The sequence below is a fragment of the uncultured Abiotrophia sp. genome (assembly GCF_963520105.1).
In the GTDB taxonomy this organism is placed as follows: domain Bacteria; phylum Bacillota; class Bacilli; order Lactobacillales; family Aerococcaceae; genus Abiotrophia.
The window spans coordinates 18746-39032 of the sequence record NZ_CAUQPN010000008.1; the positions used below are offsets into that span (position 1 = coordinate 18746).

The following is a 20287-nucleotide window of genomic DNA, read 5'->3' on the forward strand; positions in this document are numbered from 1 at the left end:
TCAGTCCTTTCTCTTATTAAGGGCTGGAGAAAATTCATGGGGGGATTTACTTGTCGCCTAGCCAGCAAATGACTTCCTGGCGTGGCTTACGGCTACGGGGATGTTTAGGGTCCTTGAGCCGGTAGCCCAGGGACAACATGCTAGCCACCCCTTCGTGCTCCGGATCCAACCAACCTTTGGCAGCCAGCAAGGCATTAACCGCCTCATAATCGAAGCCTTCGATTGGACAGGAATCAATGCCCAGCAAGCTAGCGCTCAACATCATATTGGCTAGGGCGATATAGGTCTGCTTACCCGTCCAATCAAAGAGGGCCCGCGGACTATCTAGACGCATGTGTTGGGTTTTGAAGGTTTCATAGAGGGTCAAACGACTATTAAGGTCCTGGTCAGAAGTCAGGCCTCGACGAATCAGGCTGGCCCGAATAGAAGGACCGTCGTAACGAGCATTCTTCTCCGCTAGGAGGATAACAAAATGGCTGGCGGTGTCCAATTGCGGTTGGGCACCCCAGGCTAGGGGTTGGAGGTCAGGCCGGATGGCTTGAATTTGGTCCCGGTCCAAGACCAAAAAGCGCCAACCTTCCAGACCAACTGAAGAAGGGCTGAGCCAGGCAGCGTCTAGGATGACCTCCATATCCTGACGGGAAATATCGCGATTTTCATCATAAACCCGTACGGCTACCCGATGGTCCAGGGCTTGACGAATCTGTTCTTGAATGGCTTCTTGTGTCATGGCATTCATCCTCTCTAGGCTTTTGTTTTAGTATAGTCCACTGGTCCCCTTAAGTCTAGACAAACGCTTTCTTCTAGCCCTGACCCAACTAGCGCGCGGGGCGGGACTTTGTTATACTAGAGGATGACAAAGGAGCGATATCAACCATGACATTTTCTAAGTTTTCTGACAGCAAGTGGGCCAGCTGGGCCAAGATTCTAATCATTACTGCCCTGGCCTATGCCATCGAAAGCCTGGTGCCAGCCCTGGGGGCTTCCATGCTGGCCATTCTGCTGGGCATGGCCCTGTCCGCCTGGCGACCCCCTGCCTCGACCAAGCCAGCCAAGCAAATCAGCGGCCAACTGCTCAAAATCGGCATTGTCTTTTTGGGCTTCGGCTTGTCCTTTGCTAAACTACAAGCAGTGGGTCTCAAAGTCTACCTGGTCTTGATTCCAGTCGTGGTGGCGGCCCTCTTGAGCGCCCGCTACCTAGGTCGCTGGATGGGCATTGAGTCGCGTTCAGCCCTCTTAGTGGGTATGGGAACGGCCATTTGTGGGGGCTCGGCCATTGCCGCTGCTGCGCCTATTGTGGAAGCTGAGGACTCGGAGATTGCCTTCGCCATCACCACCATCTTCCTCTATAATACCCTGGCCCTCTTCCTCTTCCCTCTCTTAGGGGCTTGGTTGGGCTATGGCGACCAAAGCTTCGGCCTCTTTGCCGGAGCCGCCATTAACGATACCTCTTCGGTCGTAGCCGCTGGCTTCGCCTTTAGTGAGGCCGCTGGCACCACCGCCACCATCGTCAAGATGGCACGGACCCTGCTGATTGTGCCGGTCTGCCTAGGCCTAGTGGGCGCCCGCTATCAACAATCAAGCGCTCAATTGGCTGACGGCCAAGGGGCTCAAGTCAGCTTGTGGACACAAGCCCGCCGCCTCTTTCCTAGCTTCATCGCCTACTTCCTCTTGGCGGTCCTGGCTAGCTCCCTCCTGCCTCTACCTGCTTGGCTGCTAGACAGCTTCAAGTTGCTAGCCCGCCTGACCATGATTGCGGCCCTAGCTGGGGTGGGCTTGGCCGTTGACTTAAGACAGTTGCGCCGGGCCGGTAGCCAGTCCATCTTGCTAGGGGGCCTCTGTTGGGCCCTGGTCATTGTCACGGCTAGCCTAGCCATTCATTTCTTCTATTCTTAAGACAAGCAGCGAAAGGATGAGGACCTTGAAGCATCGCGATAAAGTCGACATCTTCTTAACCCTACTGGCCGGCCTGCCCCTCCTGGCCAGCGGCCTATTCGGTCTTAGCTATGTGACGACCGTCATGCTAAGTGACTATCAGCATGCCCTCTGGATTGCCCAGGCCATGTCAGCCCTACTTATTTGGATTGGGGGCTACTTCTGCTATTATGCTTGGCGCAAAAGACGACGCATCTTGAGCGGCTATGATATGCTCTACCGCCACTATCCCGAACTGGCTGACGACTGGAGTCGACTCAGTCGCCAGTCTCAGGTAGGGAATTCCGATCTAGGCCTCTATTGTTACAAGGACCACCTGGTCATCACCGCCCAAGGTCTCTATATTTGCCCCCTCAAGCAAATCGCCGCCGTGGGCTACCAGGTGCAAAAGGTCCCCGTCAGTCGCCACCTCAAGGAAGCCCATCTCCTAGTCTACTGCCGCGACCTGGCTGGTCAGAAGGAAATGCGGGACCTAGGTCGGCGGACAGACGACCGCGAACGTGACCTATCTAATTTCTTAGCCGACCTTAAGACGCTTGCGCCCCAGGTCCAAGATGTCAGTCACAAAAAATAAGTTCACACAAGAAAGAGCCCAGCTGAGCTGGGCTCTTTTTTCATATTACTGGTCTGCCAAGGCTGGCAGAACCGACACCCCTTGGTGCTGACAGTCTACCGAAGCCTCAAGCGCCGCTAGAATGTCGGCCACTCGCTCCTGAGGACAGAGGGTCAAAATGCTAGGACCCGCCCCCGAAATGACGGTGGCATAGGCGCCCTTTTCAAGAGCCGTGGCCTTAACCGCTGGAAACTCTGCGATTAGAGACTGACGGTAAGGTTCATGGAACTTGTCTTGCATCATGAGTTGACCCATGGTCGGGTAATCGCCCTGCATCATGGCCATTAACATAACACTGGTCAGGGCATTCTGGGCAATGGAATCCGGCTTGGAGTAGACCTCAGGCAAGACACTGCGGGCTGCCGCCGTCGACAACTCATAGGCTGGAGTAGAAATAATGACCCCGACCCCTTCCAAGTTGCCTACTTGATAGAAAAGTTGATCGGTCTCCGGCTCATAGTAGCCAACGAAGAGACCACCGGTGATGCAGGCCCCCACATTGTCGGGGTGGCCTTCCTTGGCACTGGCCAGGCGCACCTTATCGAAGGTCGACAGACCCAAGTCAGCAAAATCATTGGCTAGCTCAATGCCGGCTACAATGGCTGAAGCTGAGCTACCCATGCCATGGGTCAGGGGAATCTGACTCTTCATGGTCAAATGAAGGGGCGCTAAGGTCTTGCCATAGCGGGCTGCCGTTTCCAGGGCCACTGCCACCACTAAGTTGGACTCATCCTGGGGCAGACCGGCCATAAAGTCGGTCTCAAAATCCACCTGCCAGCGCTCAGCCGGACGAGCCGTCACCGTTAGATAGCGGTCAACCGCAATCCCGATTGAGTCAAAGCCCGGTCCCAAGTTGGCACTAGAGGCAGGAAAATCCTTTTGCCATACCATGAATTCCGCCTCCTAGACCATGAGGTAGCGGGCTACCACAGTGGCATTGGCTTCTAACTTAGCCAAGACTGCCGGGCTGATAGCCTCGGTCTTAATGGTCAAGCCTGGCTCTTCAGCCAAGGTTAAGTAGCCAATTTCTAAGGTTTGGAGGACAGCGCGAACGTGGCTAGCTGGCGCGTCAAAGCGTAGGTAGTAGCAAGCTGGTGCTTCCTGGCTGACAATGGCTAATTCTTGGCTTGGCAAGACAGCTGGAATAAAGCCACGGTCGGCAATTTGCAAGATGTCCGACACCACGGCAGAAGCGGTCTCCAGACTACCGGCACCTGGCCCCCAGAACATGGTTTGACCCACGGCATTGCCTTCTACATAGACGGCATTGAAGGCTTCAGAGACACCGGATAAAGGATGGGCGTTTGGCAAGAGGACAGGCTCTACCCCGACTTGAATGCCGGCCGCTGTCTTGGTGCTCTTACCTAAGAGCTTCATGGTGTAGCCCGCTTGCGCTGCAATGGCGATGTCGCTGGCATCCACTGTGTCAATCCCCTTGACGCTGACTTGATGGAAGTCCACTCGGGTGTCATAAGCTAGACGAGACAAGAGGGTAATCTTACGCGCCGCATCAAAACCGCCCACATCATTGGTTGGGTCGGCTTCGGCATAGCCCTTTTCTTGAGCAACAGACAAGGCGTGATCATAGGTCCAGCCGTCTTGGGTCATGTGGCTGAGCATGTAGTTAGTCGTCCCATTGAGAATCCCCATGACGCCAGAAATTTGGTTGGCTGCTAGGCCTACTTGGACCCCGTTAATAATGGGAATCCCACCGGCTACACTAGCTTCATAGAGCAGGCTGACGCCCTTTTCATTGGCTAGGGCTTGCAGCTCATCAATGTGGAGGGCTAGCAGATCCTTGTTGGCAGTGACCACGTGACGGCCTTGGCTCAGGGACTGACGGATGACTTGATAGGCGAAGTCCACGCCCCCCATGACTTCCACCACGAGGTCGATGTCTGCTTCATAAATATCTTCTACCCGGTCGGTGAAGACTGCTGATTCTAAGCCCAGACGGTCCACCTTGTCGGGATCCCGGGTCAGAACATGGCTGATGACTAGGTCTTCTTTATATTTTGCTTGGAATTGGGCTTGGTTCTCAGCTAAGACCTTAACGACCCCGCCACCTACCGTACCGATACCACATAATGCGATTTTCATTCCTGCTCGCCTCCATTTCAATTCTACTCCTCTAAGTTTAGTGGGAATGGCCTGTTTTTTCAAGTAAATTTCATAAGAAAGTATATCGTTTGGGCAAAATATAGTGTATCATAGTAACTGTTAGGCTCTAGCGCCAATCTGATAGAAGGATGGATAGATATGATGATTGTAGCAAAATTCGGAGGCTCCTCCCTGGCCAACGCCGGCCAGATTAAGAAGGTAGCCGCCATCATCCAAGGCAAACCAGAAATTAAAGCCGTCGTCGTCAGCGCTCCAGGCAAGCGTTTCGCTGAGGACATTAAGGTCACCGACCTGCTCATCGCCCTCTTCGACGCGGTGCAGGCAGTGGCAGGCCAAGTAGGCCACCAAACGGAGGCCCTATTGCAGGCTGAGCCAGTGGCTGAAGCCCGTCAAAAGGTACTAGACCGCTATGCCAGCATCCTGATCGAGCTGGGCCTGTCGACAGAGCTTTTGGCTTATTTTGAAGATATCCTAAATGGCTACATGGCCGACATCCAGGAGCCTGAGCGCCTGCTGGATGCCCTCAAGGCTTGCGGCGAAGACTTCAACGCCCAAGTAATTAGCCACTACCTAGTCAGCCTGGGCCTTGACGCCCACTATGTGTCGCCTAAGGAAGCCGGCATTTTAGTGACGGATGAGCCCTCTAATGCCCGCCTCTTTGATGAGTCCTACGCCCAAATCGCCAAACTCCGTGACCGGGCTGGCGTCCTCATTATTCCCGGCTTCTTCGGCTACTCCAAGGGTGGCGACATCGTGACCTTCTCCCGTGGTGGGTCTGATATTTCCGGGGCTATCATCGCCAACGGCCTAGGCGCCGACCTCTACGAGAACTACACCGACGAGTCCTTTATCTACTCCATGCATCCGGGCAAAATCGCGCGGCCCCATCCCATTAAGGAGATTACCTATAGCGAAATGCGGGAGCTGTCCTATGCCGGCTTCGGGATTTTCCACGAGGAAGCCTTGGAGCCTGTCTATCGCAATGACATTCCCGTTATGATTCGTAACACCAACCAACCGGAAATCGCCGGCACCAAGATTGTCTCCAAGAAGGAGCTAGATCCTCGCTATCCAGTGACCGGGGTCAGCTCGGCAACCGGCTTTACTGCCATCTCCATCAGCAAGTACCTGCTCAACCGGGAAATGGGCTTCATGCGCCGCGCTATCCGCTTCTTCGAGGAAGCCGGCGTGCCAGTCGAACACGTGCCTTCAGGTATCGACAGCATTTCCCTGGTAATTCGCTCGGCTAATATCCAATCGCCAGAGCATTTGGCAGGCATCCTGGCTACCATTCAGGACAAGCTTAACCCAGACTCCATCCATGTGGAAGACGACCTCTGCATCTTCGCCATCGTCGGGGAAGCCATGCGGGAAAATGTCGGGGTCGCGGCTGCAGCCAGCCGGACTTTCGCTGACAACCACATTAACATTCGCATGATCAGCCAAGGCGCATCCGAAATCAGCATGCTCTTCATGATCAAGGCCGAGGACGAAGACATCGCCCTCCAAGGCCTCTACCAAGCCTACTTCCCACGTGAAGCCCTAGCTACCCTAGCCGCTGCCGCCCAAGGAGAATAGGTCAGATAAATGACAAAAGTGCAGTTCAGAACCTGAACTGCACTTTTTTGGTCTAAAGCCTTTAGCTAGTGGTCTACTCGAAAGAGTGGTCCACTAGCTCATTCATTTTCGGTACAAACCGCCCTTTTCCGGACTAAAGCCTTTAGCTAGTGGTCCACTCGACGGAGTGGGCCACTGGCTCATTCATTTTCGGCGAAATCCGTACTTTTCCGGCCTAAAGCCTCGAGCTAGTGGTCCACTCGAAAGAGTGGGCCACTGGCTCATCCATTTTCGGCGCAAACTGCCTTTTTCCGGCCTAAACACCCGAGCCAGTGGTCCACTCGACGGAGTGGACCACTGGCTCATTCATTTTGGGCGCAAACTACCCTTTTCTGGCCTATAAGCCTGAGCTAGTGGTCCACTCGATGGAGTGGGCCACTGGCTCGGCCACAATCGGGGCAGAAACCTTTTTTCGCGCCAAAGTGCTTGAGGCATCTCACCCTTTTACCTAGTTCATTACTAGCACCAGGGCTTGATAGGGCGCTAGCTTAAGGACCTGATTTTCTATTGAGTCTAGTTCCTCTAGATTATTGAGCAACACACTTTGCCATTTTCGCCCTAGATCAAGGACCTGCTCTTGGTTTTGATAATTCAAGACAACCCAGAGACAATGAGTCTGATTAGAGCGTTCGAAAGCCATGAGGTTCTCGACATCCCGGAAAAGCGGCAAGAAGCTTCCCGACACAATGACCTCTCCGTATATGGAGCTAGTTCTGAGTTGAATTAAGGTCTGATACCAATACCAGAGGGACTGCTTATCCTCTAGTTGGCTGGCCACATCTATCAAGTTACCTTTCACGGCGCCCTGCAACCAAGGCTGGCCCGTCGTAAAACCGCCCCACTTGTGCTTGTTCCATCTCAGCGGAATCCGCGCATTATCCCGAGAGTAGCGATTTAGAATCTCAAGCGCCTCTTGGTCCGTCATCCCGTTAGCAAGGACATTATGATATGCATTAATGGAAGCAATGTCGTTGACTTGCGTTAGGCTCTCGAATTGACGGTTTTCTGTCCCGATTTCTTGGCCTTGATAGATAAAGGGCAGACCACGGCGCATCATGAGCATGGTCGCCAATAGCTTTTTGCTGCTATCATTGATTTCCTGGCCTTGCAGATAGAAATTCACCCCGCGAGGTTCGTCATGATTCTCAATAATGGTCGACCAGTAGCCTGCCTCTTGCGTTTTGGCTTGGGTCTGGAAAATGGCCTCCTTAATCATTTCAGCAGTTACCGGCTGATGATCATACCAACCTAGAGGGCTCTTGCCTAATTCTGTCTGACTAAAGTCAAAGATAGAAGAAAAGTAGCCCTGATCGCCCATAAACTCATGAAGCTCTGATTCCGATGCATCAAAGACCTCCCCTACCGTAAAGGCTTGGTGGGGCTCAAAACACTCTGCCTTAAGTTCATTAAGGAAGGGCTCAATAGGCTGGGCATCTTGCAGTGAACGCTGCACCGCCACTAGGCCATCTGGCCGATCGGCTGGATAAGATTGCCAAGTCAGATTCTTCTTGATATTAATAATGGCATCAATGCGGAAGCCGGCAATGCCCTTTTCCAGCCACCAATTGACCATCTGATAGATTTCCTGACGCAGGCGCGGATTCTGCCAATTTAAGTCGGGCTGGGTCTTGTGGAAACTATGCAGATAGTAGGTGTTGGTGCCTGGCAGCTTTTCCCACACACTGCCGCCAAAGTAGCTGCGCCAGTTATTAGGTGGACCGTCCGGACTTTCTACAAAGTAGAAATAATCTGCATAGTGGCTGGATAAGTCCTTAAGCGCCGCCTGGAACCAGGGGTGCTGGTCTGAACAGTGGTTTACGACCAGGTCCATGACAATTTTAATGTCTCGTTTATCTGCTTGCGCAATCAATTCATCAAAATCCTCCATGGTCCCAAAAATCGGGTCAATGGCATAGTAATCAGATATATCATAGCCTTGATCAACAAAAGGCGACTGATAAATAGGCGAAATCCAGATAATTCCGATTCCTAGCGACTGGAGATAGTCCAGTTTCTCAATAATACCGCGGATATCGCCCACCCCATCGCCATTACTATCCTTGAAACTCTTAGGGTAAATCTGATAGGCGACACGATTTTGCCACCAATTGCTTTCAACCATGCTTGTCACTCCTTACTTACAATGTCATCCCAATTGAAATTCACTAAGTCCTTTGCAGACAAGAAATGATAATCGGCTGGGACATGCTCTAGCGATTGGCCAAGGGCAATCGCGGTCATACCGGCCGCCCGAATGGCTTCTATGCCTGCTCTGGCATCCTCTACCCCTGCACACTTAGCTGGGCTCAGGCCCAGGGCAGCGGCCGCCTTAAGGTAAATTTCTGGGTCAGGCTTACCCTTGCTCAAACTCCTTGGATCTACCATGGCCTCAAAATAAGGCTCAAGGCCTAATTTTTTGATAATCAGCCCAGCATTTTGACTGGAAGAAGCTAGGCCAATTTTGATGCCCCGCTTTTTCAAGTCCCTGAGACAGTCGCCTATGCCTGGCAGTAGATCCTGAGGGCCCAGGCTTTCGAGTGACGCCACATAGGTCCTGTTTTTTCTATCCGCCAAGGCTTGGCGTTCGGTCTCTGTGAAGTTATCATAAATTCCTGTTTTTCTCAGAATGATTTCCAAGGACTCTTGACGACTAATGCCCTTTAGAAGCTCATTCAACTCTAGATTTACTTCCACACCCAAGGAGTCCCCTAGTGCCTTCCAGGCCCAAAAATGCAAATGCGCTGTATCTGTTATAACACCATCTAAATCAAATATGACCGCTTGAATAGCCATAGCCTGTCCTCCTTGTCTTAGCGACTGCTGACAGATTCCCGTTCAATTAAGCTATGCTTAACATAAAATTGCTTCTGGTCAATCTGTCCCTTATCAAGAATCTCTAACAATATCTCACAGGATCTCCGTCCTATCTCATGCATATCTTGTTTGATTGTGGTGAGACTTGGCGTTACGTACTTAGCAATGGCAATATCATCAAATCCGATGACCGAAATATCTTGGGGCACATTGAGATTCATGGCTTGAATGCCCTTCATCGCCCCAATAGCCATTAAATCACTGGCGCAGAAAAGCGCAGTAATCTCGGGATGGTCACTAAGAATTTCCTTGACTAGTTCCTCCGAATACTCTTCAGAGAAGAGCCCTTCATAGATAAAAGTCGGAAGATGGTGATCCGCCATACATTTTTGATAGCCACTCTCGCGGTCCTTAGAGACCTGCGCCCAAGATTTCCCGGAAATCATGGCAATAGTCCGGTGTCCACGACTAATTAAGAACTCTGTTGCCTGATAAGCTGCTACTTCATTTTTTACCGCAATCCCATAGGAGTCAGCCGCTTCTGGATGTATATCTATTAGTAGATTAGGAATCTTTAGCGTAGCTAATTCTAATAGATAGGGGTCAGCTGTTGAGAAACCATGCAAGACTAATCCTGAAATATTATTCTCAAGGCAATACTGGGATAGGCTCTTTTTCTCTTGGTCGCGATTATTAGTTAGCAGTAGCACGTAATCCACATCATGCATATCCGCCATTTCATACACCCCTGTCAAAATTTCCAAGGGGATTGTATTGGTACGGGAGACCTTGAGGTCATTGATGACCATTGCAATCTTTTTATATTGCTTTGATGATAGTGCTCTAGCCGCCGCATTAGGAACATAGCCTAATTCCTTAGCTACCTCTATTACCTTATTCTTGGTGGCTAGGCCAATATCATCATAGCCATTAAAGACCCGCGAAACTGTGGCAATGGAGACACCTGCCTTTTGCGCCACATCTTTTATTGTCACCTTCATAAAACTTTACCTACTTTCACACAATGCTGGTGCTAGCATAGCATAAATATCGCTATAACACTATTTTTCGCCATCCATGCGGATACCTTTCAAGAAATATTTATTGAAGATTAAATAGATGGCAATAATCGGAATAATCGTAATTATACTAGCTGCCATCGTATGATCCCATCGCACGCCGCCATCCTTGGCTTGGAAGGTTTGTAAGCCCAAAGTCAACGTATATCGACTTGGCGTTGAAATGTAGAGCATAGGTTTCATAAACTCATTCCAGAAACCCATAAAGGTAAAGACAGCTTGCGTTGCGATAGAGGGCATGGCTAGCGGCATGACAATTTTAAAGAAGGTCTGGAAGCGCCCTAGGCCATCAATTGAAGCCGCCTCTTCGATATCTTTAGGGAAAGAGACAAAGAATTGTCGCATCATAAAAATGTTGCCAATATTGATGGCCGCAGGTATAATCAGCGCCCCAAATGAATCTAGTAGACCTAGGTTGACCAAAATTAAATAGTTAGGAATTAATAGAACCTGACTTGGTACCATCATCATGGCCAAGAGCCCATAAAAGATTCGCTGTCTACCTGGGAAACTGAGTCGTGCTAATGCATAACCCGCCATAGTGTTAAGGAAAATATTGACGGTTGTTCCTATTACCGAGATGATGACCGAGTTGATAAACCACTGGCTAAATAAGGAAGACCTACCAAAAATATAGGCGTAGGCATCCGTCGTAAATTCCTTAGGAATAAATGACAAGTCTCCACTGACAATTTCCTTCAAGGGCTTAAATGAAGCGGTAAATGCCCATATAAATGGATACAAAGTTAATACCGCATACACTATCAAAATGCCGTAAAGTAAATATTTGAAAAAGTTCTTCTGCTTCATTTGTCATGACACCTATCTTTCCCTGTTTACTTGCTCAGCCAATAGTGACACACAAAAGATTACAATAGCCAATACTATTGCTAAGGCAGCGGCATAGCCCATTGTATTCATCTGCCCAAATGCATATTGATAAATCATCAGGGCTAGCGTAAGGGTCGAATTGGCTGGTCCTCCAGAGCCATTAGAGAAAATGTAGGCTTGGTCAAACATTTGGAAGGTACCAATTAACCCGGACAAAAGAACAAATGTAGTGACTGGACGTAAATAAGGTACCGTAATAAAGCGAAATTTCTGAAATGACGATGCTCCATCAATGTCCGCGGCCTCGTAAAGGGCCTTAGGTAAATCAACCAAGGAAGCTAGATAAATTGTCATAAAGTAGGGCACAGTTGACCAAATGTTCATAACCATAATGACTTTCAGTGCATACTGAGGCTCTTGTAAGAAATTAATACGCTCAGCAATCATGCCGGTGCTTAGCATAAATTCGTTGATAGGCCCATAAACATTAAAGATAAACATAAAAATCATAGTCAAGGCTGAACTTGATGTTAGGGTCGGTAGAAAATAAACTAGTTTAAAAAACTTCCTCCCCTTCAAATCTTTGTTGTTTAATACATAAGCCACTACCAAAGCCACTACCGTCTGAACAGGTGCCACCACGAAGGCAAAAATAGCTGTGTTCTTTAAGGCGATGATTGCCCGCTTGTCGCTTAACATACGCTGATAGTTGGCTAGGCCCTTGAAGGTAAATTGGTTGTTGAATAGATTGACACTATTAAAAGATAAATATATAGCGAATACAATGGAGATTAAGAAGAATATCCCCACTATAACAAAGGTTGGAGATAGAAATGTATAGGCCTGTAGCATTTCTTCCCGCTGTCGCTTGGTCATTTTCTGCTTGATCTTCCCGGCCATTCTCTCATCATTCCTTTCGACATCGATATTAACAATAAATGGGGCTAAGGTTGACCCTCAGCCCCATTCTTCTTAGTTACCTGCGTCAATATCGGTATTAGCCTGTTCGTCTGCGTGTTTCATCGCATCTTCCATTTTTTCTGATCCATCTAAGGCTTTAGGTAAGAAGTTCATATAGGCATTCGCAATGGTAGAGAGTGAAGGTCCTTTTTGCCATGGGGTAGCATATTCCCAGGCCTTAATGTGCATATTTAAATCTTGGTTACCCGTGATTTTGGCCTCTTCAGCAACGTCTTGTCTTGATGGTAGGGTCCCGGTACCCTCAACCCATTCCTTCATGGCTTCGGCGCCGGTGATATAGCGAATCCAAGCATCTGCTAGTTCACTGTTCTTAGTTCCAGAGTATTTGCCCCAACCTACTGAGAACATCATAGAACCTTTTTGCCCTTTGTAAGTTGGCATTTCTTTTACTTTGAACTTGACATCAGAATATTGTTGTTTCAACAACTGATATACCCAGTTCCCTTCATCCATGATAGCTACTTTTTCTGTACCGAAGGCCTCACCATTCCAACCAGTCCCAACTTCTTTTGGTGTAGCAGCGGCCCCAGTATCTACTAATTGTTTGTAGAAGTTAAGGTTTTCTACAACTGCATTGTCTTGTAAATTGGAGCGGTTGTCCTCTGTGACTGGATTTGCCCCACCACGTTCGGCAATATGAAGGTTACGAGCTAGGTCTTGGTTATAGCTAATTGCTTTGACCTTACCAGGCCCATAGGCTTTATCTAGTTTAGCTTGAAATTCTGGCAACCATTTTAAGAGTTCTTCAAAACTATCAGGGACCTCATCCACTGATACACCAGCTTTCTCAAACATACCAGTGTTTAGGTACATAGCTAAGGTTGAAAAGTCCTTTGGAACAGCATAGAGTTTTCCATCTCTTGAGAATGCATCAATAATTGAGGAATAGAATTTATCAGTTTGAAACTTACTTGCGTCTAGCTCAGCCAAACCACCTTGTTCAACGAAGAATGGCAACATAGACATATCTACATAATAAACATCTGGTGCAGTCCGCCCAACCATATCTGCTTGAATTTGCGTATTATAGTCTGTATAGACTTTTTTCTCTACAGTGGCATGTGTCTTCTCTTCAAACTTCTTAATCAAAGCATCTAGGGTCTTTTCTTCTTGATCACTACCTCCCCAGAGCCCGACTTTTAAGGTCTGTCCTGAGAAATCTCCTAAATCTTCCTGTGCTCCAACTACTTTTTGAAAAGGTACTGTCGCTGATAATAAGCCAAGTGTCGCCATAAGGGTTGCTGCTACTTTTTTGAATACGGGTTTCATACTAGTTTTCCTCCTGTAACTCGAATGTAGTTTGCGGTGCGATTTCAATCTCACGATGATGATGTAAGAAATTGACTGACTTTAATTCCGAATGATTAGTCACACTAAAGGACTTGGGTTGCACATTAACTTCTAGCTTCACTCCTTTCCAGAAAATAGTGTAGTGCAAATGGTGCCACTCTGCTGGCAAATGCGGTTGAATGCGCAACTTCCCATCAATGCAACGTAGACCACCAAAACCAAACACTACCATTTGCCATATTCCTCCAAGGGATGCAGCATGAATGCCATCATCTGATGACGTCATTAAGCTACCCATATCGATGCTAATCGCCTCATTAAAAAGCCTATAGGCGAGTGCCTGGTCCCCCAAGTCCGATGCTAAGATGCTATGCGTGGACAGCGATAGTGAGGAATCATGTGTTGTTTTGGGTTCATAATAGTGCCAATTGGCTAGCTTAGCCTCCCTATCAAACAAGTGTTCAAACAAGAAGATTAATAAGAGGACATCCGCTTGCTTAGAAACCTGCATCTGATTAACTTGCTCTAAATTATATACCTTAAAGAGACTGCCTACTTCTAATTGATTCTTATAGGGTCTTAGGTCAATTACCTGCTTATCAAGATAGCTATCATCTTGAGGTAGAATTCCTGCTTGGTTAAGCTGAGGTAGGTAAAAGAGTTTTAATTTATCACTGAGCTCTGTCTCTAAATGCTCTAAATCTAAAGCTCGATCTAGCTCTTGATAAACTTGCTCTTGCTCCGCTCTGAGTTCGGCAATCAGACTTAAGGCACGCTGCATATTCCAATGCGCAATATAATTGGTAAAGGCATTGTTGTTAACATGCTCTTTGTATTCATCGGGGCCGATGACATCCCAGATTTCATAGCGATTAGCTTGATCGTTATAGTTTAAGCGTGAGGCCCAAAACTTAGCCGTATCCAAGATAATTTCATAACCATATTGTTTCATGAAGTCTTGATCATCCGTAATATCAACATACTGTTGAACAGCAAAGGCCACATCACCCGTAATATGCTGTTCGATGAAACCTGACCATATTTTGGTTGCCGTTCCTTTAATGATGTCCGCAGCTCCCCAGACTGGAGTCGTCTCGCCGTCACTAGGCCAAGCAGCCTCCCAAGGATATTGGGCCCCTTGGTAGCCATTATCCCGAGCCTTATTATGCGCACCTTCCAATCCAAGGTAACGATATTTTAAGAGACTCCTTGCAGTAGTAGGCTGTGAATAGGTAAAGTAAGGTAACATGAATAATTCGGTATCCCAAAAAGTATGCCCCTTATATCCCTCACCACTTAAACCTTTGGCACCAATGTTCATGCGTTCGTCATGTGCCGGCGTCATAATTTGAAGATGATACTTGGCAAAGCAAAGAGCCAACTCATCCATATCATTGTTTGATTTAATGTGAATAGGCGCTGCCTGCCAAACCTCGCGCTGCCATTTTGCTCGAGATTGGTCTAACAATTGTTCATAGCCAACTTGATAGATGCGTCGATTCGCTGCTAAGGCCCAATCTACTAGCGAGAGACTGTGGTCTCTATCTAAATCATAATCCGTATGATAGGTTCCATATCTCTCTATCTCTAAACCGCTATTTGGAGCTAAGGTTACCTTATAATTCATTAACAAGCGACGACGTTGTATATCAAAAGTCTGATCGATGTCTACCTCTTCTCCATTAATCTTTAGCCGATGCGACAGGGTCGTAACTAAGCTTTTCTTGGACTGACTGGTTGTGGACAGCATCTGCAGAAAAATCTTATCGCGCAGTCGCTTGTCGCCTTCTGCAAAATGTTGCGTCCCACTATTTGTTATTTGCCCATCAATCCCTGATATAATCTCAATGGTCATGGGCTTATCAGAGGAATTCTTTAACTCAATCTGATGGCAGTAGACATGTAAATCCTTAAGAGACACAAAGCGTTTGGAGGCCCATTCCACTCTCACTTGCTCGAATTCCCACTTAAAGGACCGCGTAATCTCACCAGTCGTTAAGTCAATTTGCCGCCTATAATCTTCGACTTTGCCCGAATCAAGATTGATCCGATTACCATTAACTTTGACCTCTACTGCGGTCATATCAGGACAGTTGGCTAATTCAGTTACTTCATTCTCATCAAACTGATTGAAATTGCCTGCAATGAAAGCTCCACGCTTTTCATTAGTATATCGCTCTTCCGTTGCGGCCCGAATACCCATATAACCATTACCTTGCGCGAAAATGGTCTCAAATTTCCGAATCCATTTTGATTGGAATCTGGGTTCTCTTATGCCTTTTACTTCCCCAGTCAAGTATTCAATATTTTCCATAGCGACCTCCTTCATCAATACTTAGACAACTTAAAAATATAGAGGACAGCATCAAAAAAAACTAAGCCTAGAACTAACACCAAGTTTAGTTTGAGAAATAAAGCTACCAGACTAAGTCCTACTTGCATAAGCAGAAAAGACCGCCATTTAAAGTAGCCGTCAGATTGTTTGGCAAGCATTGTCATGCCTAGGTACGAGATAATGACCAACAGGAGCAAGGGTAGTGTTGGAATATGGGCTAGTGGGGAGGTTTCTATTGGCTCATTCATAGGCTCAATCCACCTTAACAGAAGTCTGTCCAATTATATCATGCAAGTATCGCCCTTGCTTGAAAAAGACGACTAGTGTCACCACTATGAAGAACCAACCAATCCATGTTGGCAAAAAGTATAGCATTTTACTCACTTCCCTTGAAATCAAGCAGAGGAAAGATTGATCGGGCCGGTAATAATTCAAATGTAGATGACCAAAAAAACGGCCGACCGTCTTTCCAGAAAAAGACGAGGAAAAAATTACACCGTAAAGTATATAGAGGACTTGTGCCAACAAGTCTCGACTAGTCTCCTGAACTCCTAACAGAGTCATCACTAGATATAGGGTGAGATAGGCAATGATTAAATCAATTAAACCAGTGAGGATTCTAATGACTTTATCCATAAACCCACCTCACTAAAACGTTTTCGTTAAATCTATCATAGCACCTCTTTAGATAAAAAGCAAGCGTTTTCCTAAAACGTTTTAGTTCTGCAAAAAATTAGTGTGGGTGAAGTAAGATCTTCATCCACACTATAAACTAATTAATTACTATCACTCACTCCGTCACCAGCAACTCAATCACAGGCTCAATGACCTCCCGCTCTAATCCTAGGCCTTGGAGTTCTAACATCTTATAGGCTAGCGGTATGTCCTTCTTGACCCGGGCCCAGATTTGGTCCTTGGCCTGGTTCTCCATTTGGGCTTGCTCGATATAAGAGAAAATGACCTCTAAACGCACTTGCTGCAAGTCTCGCGGCGTATGCTTGAAGGAGAGGGTCACCGACCCGTTCAATTTCAGCCTAAACCACCTTTTTTCCGGACTAAAGCCTTTAGCTAGTGGTCCACTCGACAAAGTGGACCACTGGCTCATCTAATTTCGGCGCAAACCGCCCTTTTTCCGGACTAAAAGCCCGAGCTAGTGGTCCACTCGGCAAAGTGGACCACTGGCTCATCTAATTTCGGCGCAAACCGCCCTTTTCTGGCCTAAAAGCCTGAACTAGTGGTCCACTCGGCGGAGTGGACCACTAGCTCGGGGCGAGGGCTAAGGCTCCGTCACCAGCAACTCAATAACAGGCGCCACAAGCTCTGGCTCTAAGCCTAGTCCTTGGAGTTCTAGTATCTTATAGGCTAGCGGCAGGTCCTTCTTGACCAAGGCCCAGATTTGGTCCTTGGCCTGGTTCTCCATTTGGGCTTGCTCGATATAAGAGAAAATGACATCTAAACGCACTTGCTGCGAGTCACGTGGCGCCTGCTTGAAGGAGAGGCTGGCAGGCCCATCAGCTTCAAGGCGCACCAGGCTGTCGCCCTGATCATTGTGGCTAACATCAACTAGGCGACCCTGACCCGTTAGCTCTAGGTCCGTCAAACAAGCCCCCACAAAGGTTAGCTCATAGGTCCGAAGCCCAGTTCCTTGAGGCTCAAGCTTGAATACTTTGCCATCGACAAAGGTCAGCCCGGTCGTAAGGAAGGCCGTGCCGGCCCAAGTATCAGTTGCAGTTTCAGCCTCTTCCACCAAGTCGAAATGGCCATCGGCGCCAGTGAAGACCTTGATGGCCAAGACGCTTGGATTAGCCAGCGAATTGTCCGTCCCATCCTCCCCAGACAGAGGCAGGATAGCGCCCGCCTTGGCGAAGAGGCCCATGCGTTCCAGCGGCCGATAAATCGATAAGCGCCGGCCCCCACTATAGCGCAAGCCAGTCTGAATATCATACCAGGTCCCTTCAGGTAACCAACCATCGAAGCGAGAACAGAGACTGCCCTTATGACGTGGCTGGGTCAGGGGCATGACCATGATTTGGCTACCAAAATAATATTGATTAGCAATCTCATAGGCCGCCTCCTCTTCAGGGTGCTGATAGTAGAGGGGCTCAATCAGAGGCTGAGCCTGATAGGCCGCCCGGTAGTTCATGGTATAGAGATAGGGCAGGAGCCGGTGGCGCAGGCGCAAATAGTCCTTCATGCTGCTAGCATATGGCTCCGGATAGCGCCAGGGTTCTTTGCCTAGGAATTCTGAAGACGAACTATGCAGACGCATAATAGGAGAAAAGACACCCAGCTGGTACCAGCGCAAGGCCAGCTCATTGTCGCGGTAGCCGAAGATGTGGCCACCGATATCATGACTCCACCAACCATAGCCGATATTGCTGGCCGTCGCCGTGAAATAAGGCTGGAAGTCCAGCGATTCCCAGGTCATGTGGCTGTCGCCCGAGAAGCCCACTGGATAGCGGTGGCTACCCGGTCCGGCATAACGCGAGAAGGTAATGCCTTGAGGGCCACGGGCTTGAATATCGTGGTAGTGATAGTGGTTGAGCACCCAGAGTGGGTCCACGCCCTTGACGGTCTGGCCTTGTTGCCAGTCAATCCACCAGAAGTCTACCCCTTGCTCTTCTTTTGGATGGTGCAAGTGTTTGAAATAAGCCTCCAGGAAGCGAGGCGAGGTCGGGTCGAAGACTACATATTCGCCACCCTCCCAGTCCAGGCCAAGCTCTTGGGCCATTTGCTGGTACATGGACTCAAAAGGCCGCACCCCATCAGCCGGATGGACATTAAGGGTAATGCGCAGCCCATGTTGGTGGAGCCAGGCCATAAAGCCCGCAGGGTCCGGGAAGAGCTCCTCATTCCAGGTGTAGCCGGTCCAGCCGCTGCCATATTGAGGTGGAACGGAGACCACATGCCAATCCATATCGATGACCGCCACGGTGAAGGGCAGGCCCTCGGCTTCAAAACGCTCAATCAGCTGGCGATAGGTCGCCTCGCTATAGCGATAGAAGCGACTCCACCAGTTGCCCAAGGCATACTTAGGTAGGAGGGGCTGGGGCCCGGTCAAGCGATAGAAGTCGGCCAAGCAAGCCCGGTAGTCATGGCCATAGCCAAAGTAATAGAAGTCTTGGCTGTCGCCTTGCTTGACCTGGTACCAACCATCCTGGGTCAGCTGCAGACTCTGGCTGTCATCCAGGACGCTGAAGCCAAAGCGGGACATAAGCCCCCGCTCTAGTGGCACCGCCCCATTGGCATGGTCCAAGGTTTGAGCCGTCCCACCCAAGTCTTGGATAGGGTCGCCATAATGCCAATCACTGTGGTAGATACTGAAGTAACCCCGCAGCTTGAAGACCAAGCCCTCTCTAGAGAAGGCCTGCTTGTCATATTGAATGAGCACATGGTCGGTGATAATTTCCAGTAGGTCCTCCCGCTCCCGGATCTCATAGTGAGGCACAGGAAAGTCCCGGTTCAAAACCGTCTGGGTCTGACCATCATAGAAGGTCCCCGTCGGACTATACTCGGCCCGAATCAAGCGGGAAGTCAGAATAGTGAAGCGGTAATTGGGCCCCTGAATGATGGCCCCCGGCGCCGCCAAGGGCTGATAGTCTCCATAGACAGCTTTAATCATGGCTAGTACTCCCTTCTAAGGATAAATTCTTGTTGATGAGGTTGGCGGGGATGTATTGCTGGCGCTGGTCGTGAGCGGTCTGACCCGACTGTAAGACGCGACTCAAGCTAGCCATGGCCTCCTCCCCCTTGTGGACCTGATTGAGGTCAATGGTGTTGACCTCGGTCGCCAAGTACTGAAGATAAGGAATGTTATCAAAACTCATGAGGCGCCGTTCTGGATCCCACTGGCCTAGCTGGCTTTGGCTGACCTTGACTAATTCCATAGCCAAGACATCGGCGGTCACCATCAGGCCCCGGTAGTTAGACAGGTCCTTAATCAAGTCATCCAATTTAGTGTTGAGGTAGAGGGGCAAATCCCCCTGGCCGCCAGCCGCCTGATAGGCCGCATTGGCCCCCGCATAACGGGCCTGAATAACCCCCACTTGGTCAGGGTCAAATGGATAGCTTAAGAAGGCTAGGTCCAAGCCCTGGCTGCGGGCTAGCAATTCTACTCCGGCATAGGCTAGGTCATAGTCCTTGGAGTTGAGTAGCTGCACATGGTCAGAATCCTCTACTAGAGCCTGGCCTTGTGCCGTCAAATAGGTATCGATGAAGACCAAGGGCTCGCTGACACTTTCTATCATAGTCGCTGCCATATGAGCATCACAGCCCACCACGATATGACCTGCAAAGGCCCACTGACGTCTGACTTGGTGGACGGCTTCTAGGCTCTCTATATTATGAAGCAGGATGTAGTAGTTTTCTTGCCTAGCAATGCGCTCAATCCCCTCTAGTAGAGAGGCCACAAAAGGGTCGGAATAATTAAAATCCCGTCCGCCACTATAGAACAAGACACTGACCAAGCGCGAAGCCTTAGTCACTAGGGCTTTGGCATTGAGGTTGGGCATGTATTGCAGTTCCTGGGCCAGGGCTTGAATCTGGGCTACCGTCTCCTGAGAAACCTTGTGGTGGCGGTCATTCAAGACATTGGATACGGTCGCGATACTGACATTGGCGGCTTGGGCAATGTCTTTTAGGGTTGCTTTTTTCATTGGGGTCGCCTCAAAT

16 protein-coding genes are annotated in these 20287 nt (G+C 49.0%); 3 read left to right on the plus strand and 13 right to left on the minus strand.

Annotated features, from left to right (window positions below; translation table 11 throughout):
- Positions 1–46: 46 nt before the first annotated feature.
- Positions 47–730 carry an NAD(P)H-dependent oxidoreductase gene (locus RWO08_RS07825; RefSeq protein WP_314211712.1) on the minus strand — a complete coding sequence of 228 codons (684 nt, stop codon included), beginning with the start codon at positions 728–730 and terminating at the stop codon, positions 47–49.
- A 146-nt stretch (positions 731–876) separates the two neighbouring features.
- Between RWO08_RS07825 and RWO08_RS07830 the strand changes: the two genes are divergently transcribed.
- Both RWO08_RS07830 and RWO08_RS07835 read left to right on the plus strand, forming a co-directional pair.
- Entirely contained in the window at positions 877–1896 is a 1020-nt protein-coding gene (locus RWO08_RS07830; RefSeq protein WP_314211713.1) for a putative sulfate exporter family transporter, read from the plus strand.
- Between the two features lie 25 nt (positions 1897–1921).
- Positions 1922–2509, plus strand: coding sequence for a hypothetical protein (locus RWO08_RS07835; protein WP_314211714.1), 588 nt, complete (start codon positions 1922–1924; stop codon positions 2507–2509).
- A gap of 45 nt (positions 2510–2554) precedes the next feature.
- On the opposite strand, the gene thrB is transcribed toward RWO08_RS07835, so the two are convergent.
- On the minus strand, positions 2555–3439 hold the full coding sequence (thrB, locus tag RWO08_RS07840; protein ID WP_314211715.1) for a homoserine kinase: 885 nt from the start codon (positions 3437–3439) through the stop codon (positions 2555–2557).
- 12 nt (positions 3440–3451) lie between these two features.
- Positions 3452–4648, minus strand: a complete 1197-nt coding sequence (locus RWO08_RS07845; RefSeq protein ID WP_314211716.1) for a homoserine dehydrogenase — start codon at positions 4646–4648, stop codon at positions 3452–3454.
- Between the two features lie 159 nt (positions 4649–4807).
- Between RWO08_RS07845 and RWO08_RS07850 the strand changes: the two genes are divergently transcribed.
- Entirely contained in the window at positions 4808–6247 is a 1440-nt protein-coding gene (locus RWO08_RS07850; protein ID WP_314211717.1) for an aspartate kinase, read from the plus strand.
- 487 nt (positions 6248–6734) lie between these two features.
- On the opposite strand, the gene RWO08_RS07855 is transcribed toward RWO08_RS07850, so the two are convergent.
- From RWO08_RS07855 to RWO08_RS07900, 10 genes are all read right to left on the minus strand, one after another.
- Positions 6735–8408 (minus strand): alpha-glucosidase, encoded by a 1674-nt coding sequence (locus RWO08_RS07855; RefSeq protein WP_314211718.1) that lies wholly within the window; start codon positions 8406–8408, stop codon positions 6735–6737.
- 5 nt (positions 8409–8413) lie between these two features.
- Positions 8414–9079, minus strand: coding sequence for a beta-phosphoglucomutase (pgmB, locus tag RWO08_RS07860; protein ID WP_314211719.1), 666 nt, complete (start codon positions 9077–9079; stop codon positions 8414–8416).
- A 17-nt stretch (positions 9080–9096) separates the two neighbouring features.
- The gene (locus RWO08_RS07865) at positions 9097–10101 is read right to left on the minus strand and encodes a LacI family DNA-binding transcriptional regulator (protein WP_314211720.1); all 1005 of its coding nucleotides are present in this window, start codon (positions 10099–10101) and stop codon (positions 9097–9099) included.
- Positions 10102–10161: 60 nt separating this feature from the next.
- A complete protein-coding gene (locus RWO08_RS07870; protein WP_298077290.1) occupies positions 10162–10989 on the minus strand; it encodes a carbohydrate ABC transporter permease in 828 nt (275 codons plus the stop codon).
- Between the two features lie 12 nt (positions 10990–11001).
- Positions 11002–11910, minus strand: a complete 909-nt coding sequence (locus RWO08_RS07875; protein ID WP_314211721.1) for a sugar ABC transporter permease — start codon at positions 11908–11910, stop codon at positions 11002–11004.
- Between the two features lie 72 nt (positions 11911–11982).
- The gene (locus RWO08_RS07880; protein WP_314211722.1) at positions 11983–13260 is read right to left on the minus strand and encodes an ABC transporter substrate-binding protein; all 1278 of its coding nucleotides are present in this window, start codon (positions 13258–13260) and stop codon (positions 11983–11985) included.
- Between the two features lies 1 nt (position 13261).
- The gene (locus RWO08_RS07885) at positions 13262–15595 is read right to left on the minus strand and encodes a glycosyl hydrolase family 65 protein (protein WP_314211723.1); all 2334 of its coding nucleotides are present in this window, start codon (positions 15593–15595) and stop codon (positions 13262–13264) included.
- 811 nt (positions 15596–16406) lie between these two features.
- The gene (locus RWO08_RS07890) at positions 16407–16643 is read right to left on the minus strand and encodes a hypothetical protein (RefSeq protein ID WP_314211724.1); all 237 of its coding nucleotides are present in this window, start codon (positions 16641–16643) and stop codon (positions 16407–16409) included.
- Positions 16644–16892: 249 nt separating this feature from the next.
- Positions 16893–19238: a TIM-barrel domain-containing protein gene (locus RWO08_RS07895; RefSeq protein ID WP_314211725.1), complete on the minus strand. Its 2346-nt coding sequence runs from the start codon at positions 19236–19238 to the stop codon at positions 16893–16895.
- Positions 19231–20271: a LacI family DNA-binding transcriptional regulator gene (locus RWO08_RS07900; protein ID WP_314211726.1), complete on the minus strand. Its 1041-nt coding sequence runs from the start codon at positions 20269–20271 to the stop codon at positions 19231–19233. Before RWO08_RS07900 ends, RWO08_RS07895 begins: the two co-directional genes overlap by 8 nt.
- Positions 20272–20287 lie beyond the last annotated feature (16 nt).

Coding starts and splice junctions, on each gene's coding strand:
- RWO08_RS07825 (WP_314211712.1), bottom strand. CDS start 730: ATGACACAAGAAGCCATTCAAGAACAGATTCGTCAAGCCCTGGACCAT.
- RWO08_RS07830 (WP_314211713.1), top strand. CDS start 877: ATGACATTTTCTAAGTTTTCTGACAGCAAGTGGGCCAGCTGGGCCAAG.
- thrB (WP_314211715.1), bottom strand. CDS start 3,439: ATGGTATGGCAAAAGGATTTTCCTGCCTCTAGTGCCAACTTGGGACCG.
- RWO08_RS07845 (WP_314211716.1), bottom strand. CDS start 4,648: ATGAAAATCGCATTATGTGGTATCGGTACGGTAGGTGGCGGGGTCGTT.
- RWO08_RS07850 (WP_314211717.1), top strand. CDS start 4,808: ATGATGATTGTAGCAAAATTCGGAGGCTCCTCCCTGGCCAACGCCGGC.
- RWO08_RS07855 (WP_314211718.1), bottom strand. CDS start 8,408: ATGGTTGAAAGCAATTGGTGGCAAAATCGTGTCGCCTATCAGATTTAC.
- pgmB (WP_314211719.1), bottom strand. CDS start 9,079: ATGGCTATTCAAGCGGTCATATTTGATTTAGATGGTGTTATAACAGAT.
- RWO08_RS07865 (WP_314211720.1), bottom strand. CDS start 10,101: ATGAAGGTGACAATAAAAGATGTGGCGCAAAAGGCAGGTGTCTCCATT.
- RWO08_RS07870 (WP_298077290.1), bottom strand. CDS start 10,989: ATGAAGCAGAAGAACTTTTTCAAATATTTACTTTACGGCATTTTGATA.
- RWO08_RS07875 (WP_314211721.1), bottom strand. CDS start 11,910: ATGGCCGGGAAGATCAAGCAGAAAATGACCAAGCGACAGCGGGAAGAA.
- RWO08_RS07880 (WP_314211722.1), bottom strand. CDS start 13,260: ATGAAACCCGTATTCAAAAAAGTAGCAGCAACCCTTATGGCGACACTT.
- RWO08_RS07885 (WP_314211723.1), bottom strand. CDS start 15,595: ATGGAAAATATTGAATACTTGACTGGGGAAGTAAAAGGCATAAGAGAA.
- RWO08_RS07895 (WP_314211725.1), bottom strand. CDS start 19,238: ATGATTAAAGCTGTCTATGGAGACTATCAGCCCTTGGCGGCGCCGGGG.
- RWO08_RS07900 (WP_314211726.1), bottom strand. CDS start 20,271: ATGAAAAAAGCAACCCTAAAAGACATTGCCCAAGCCGCCAATGTCAGT.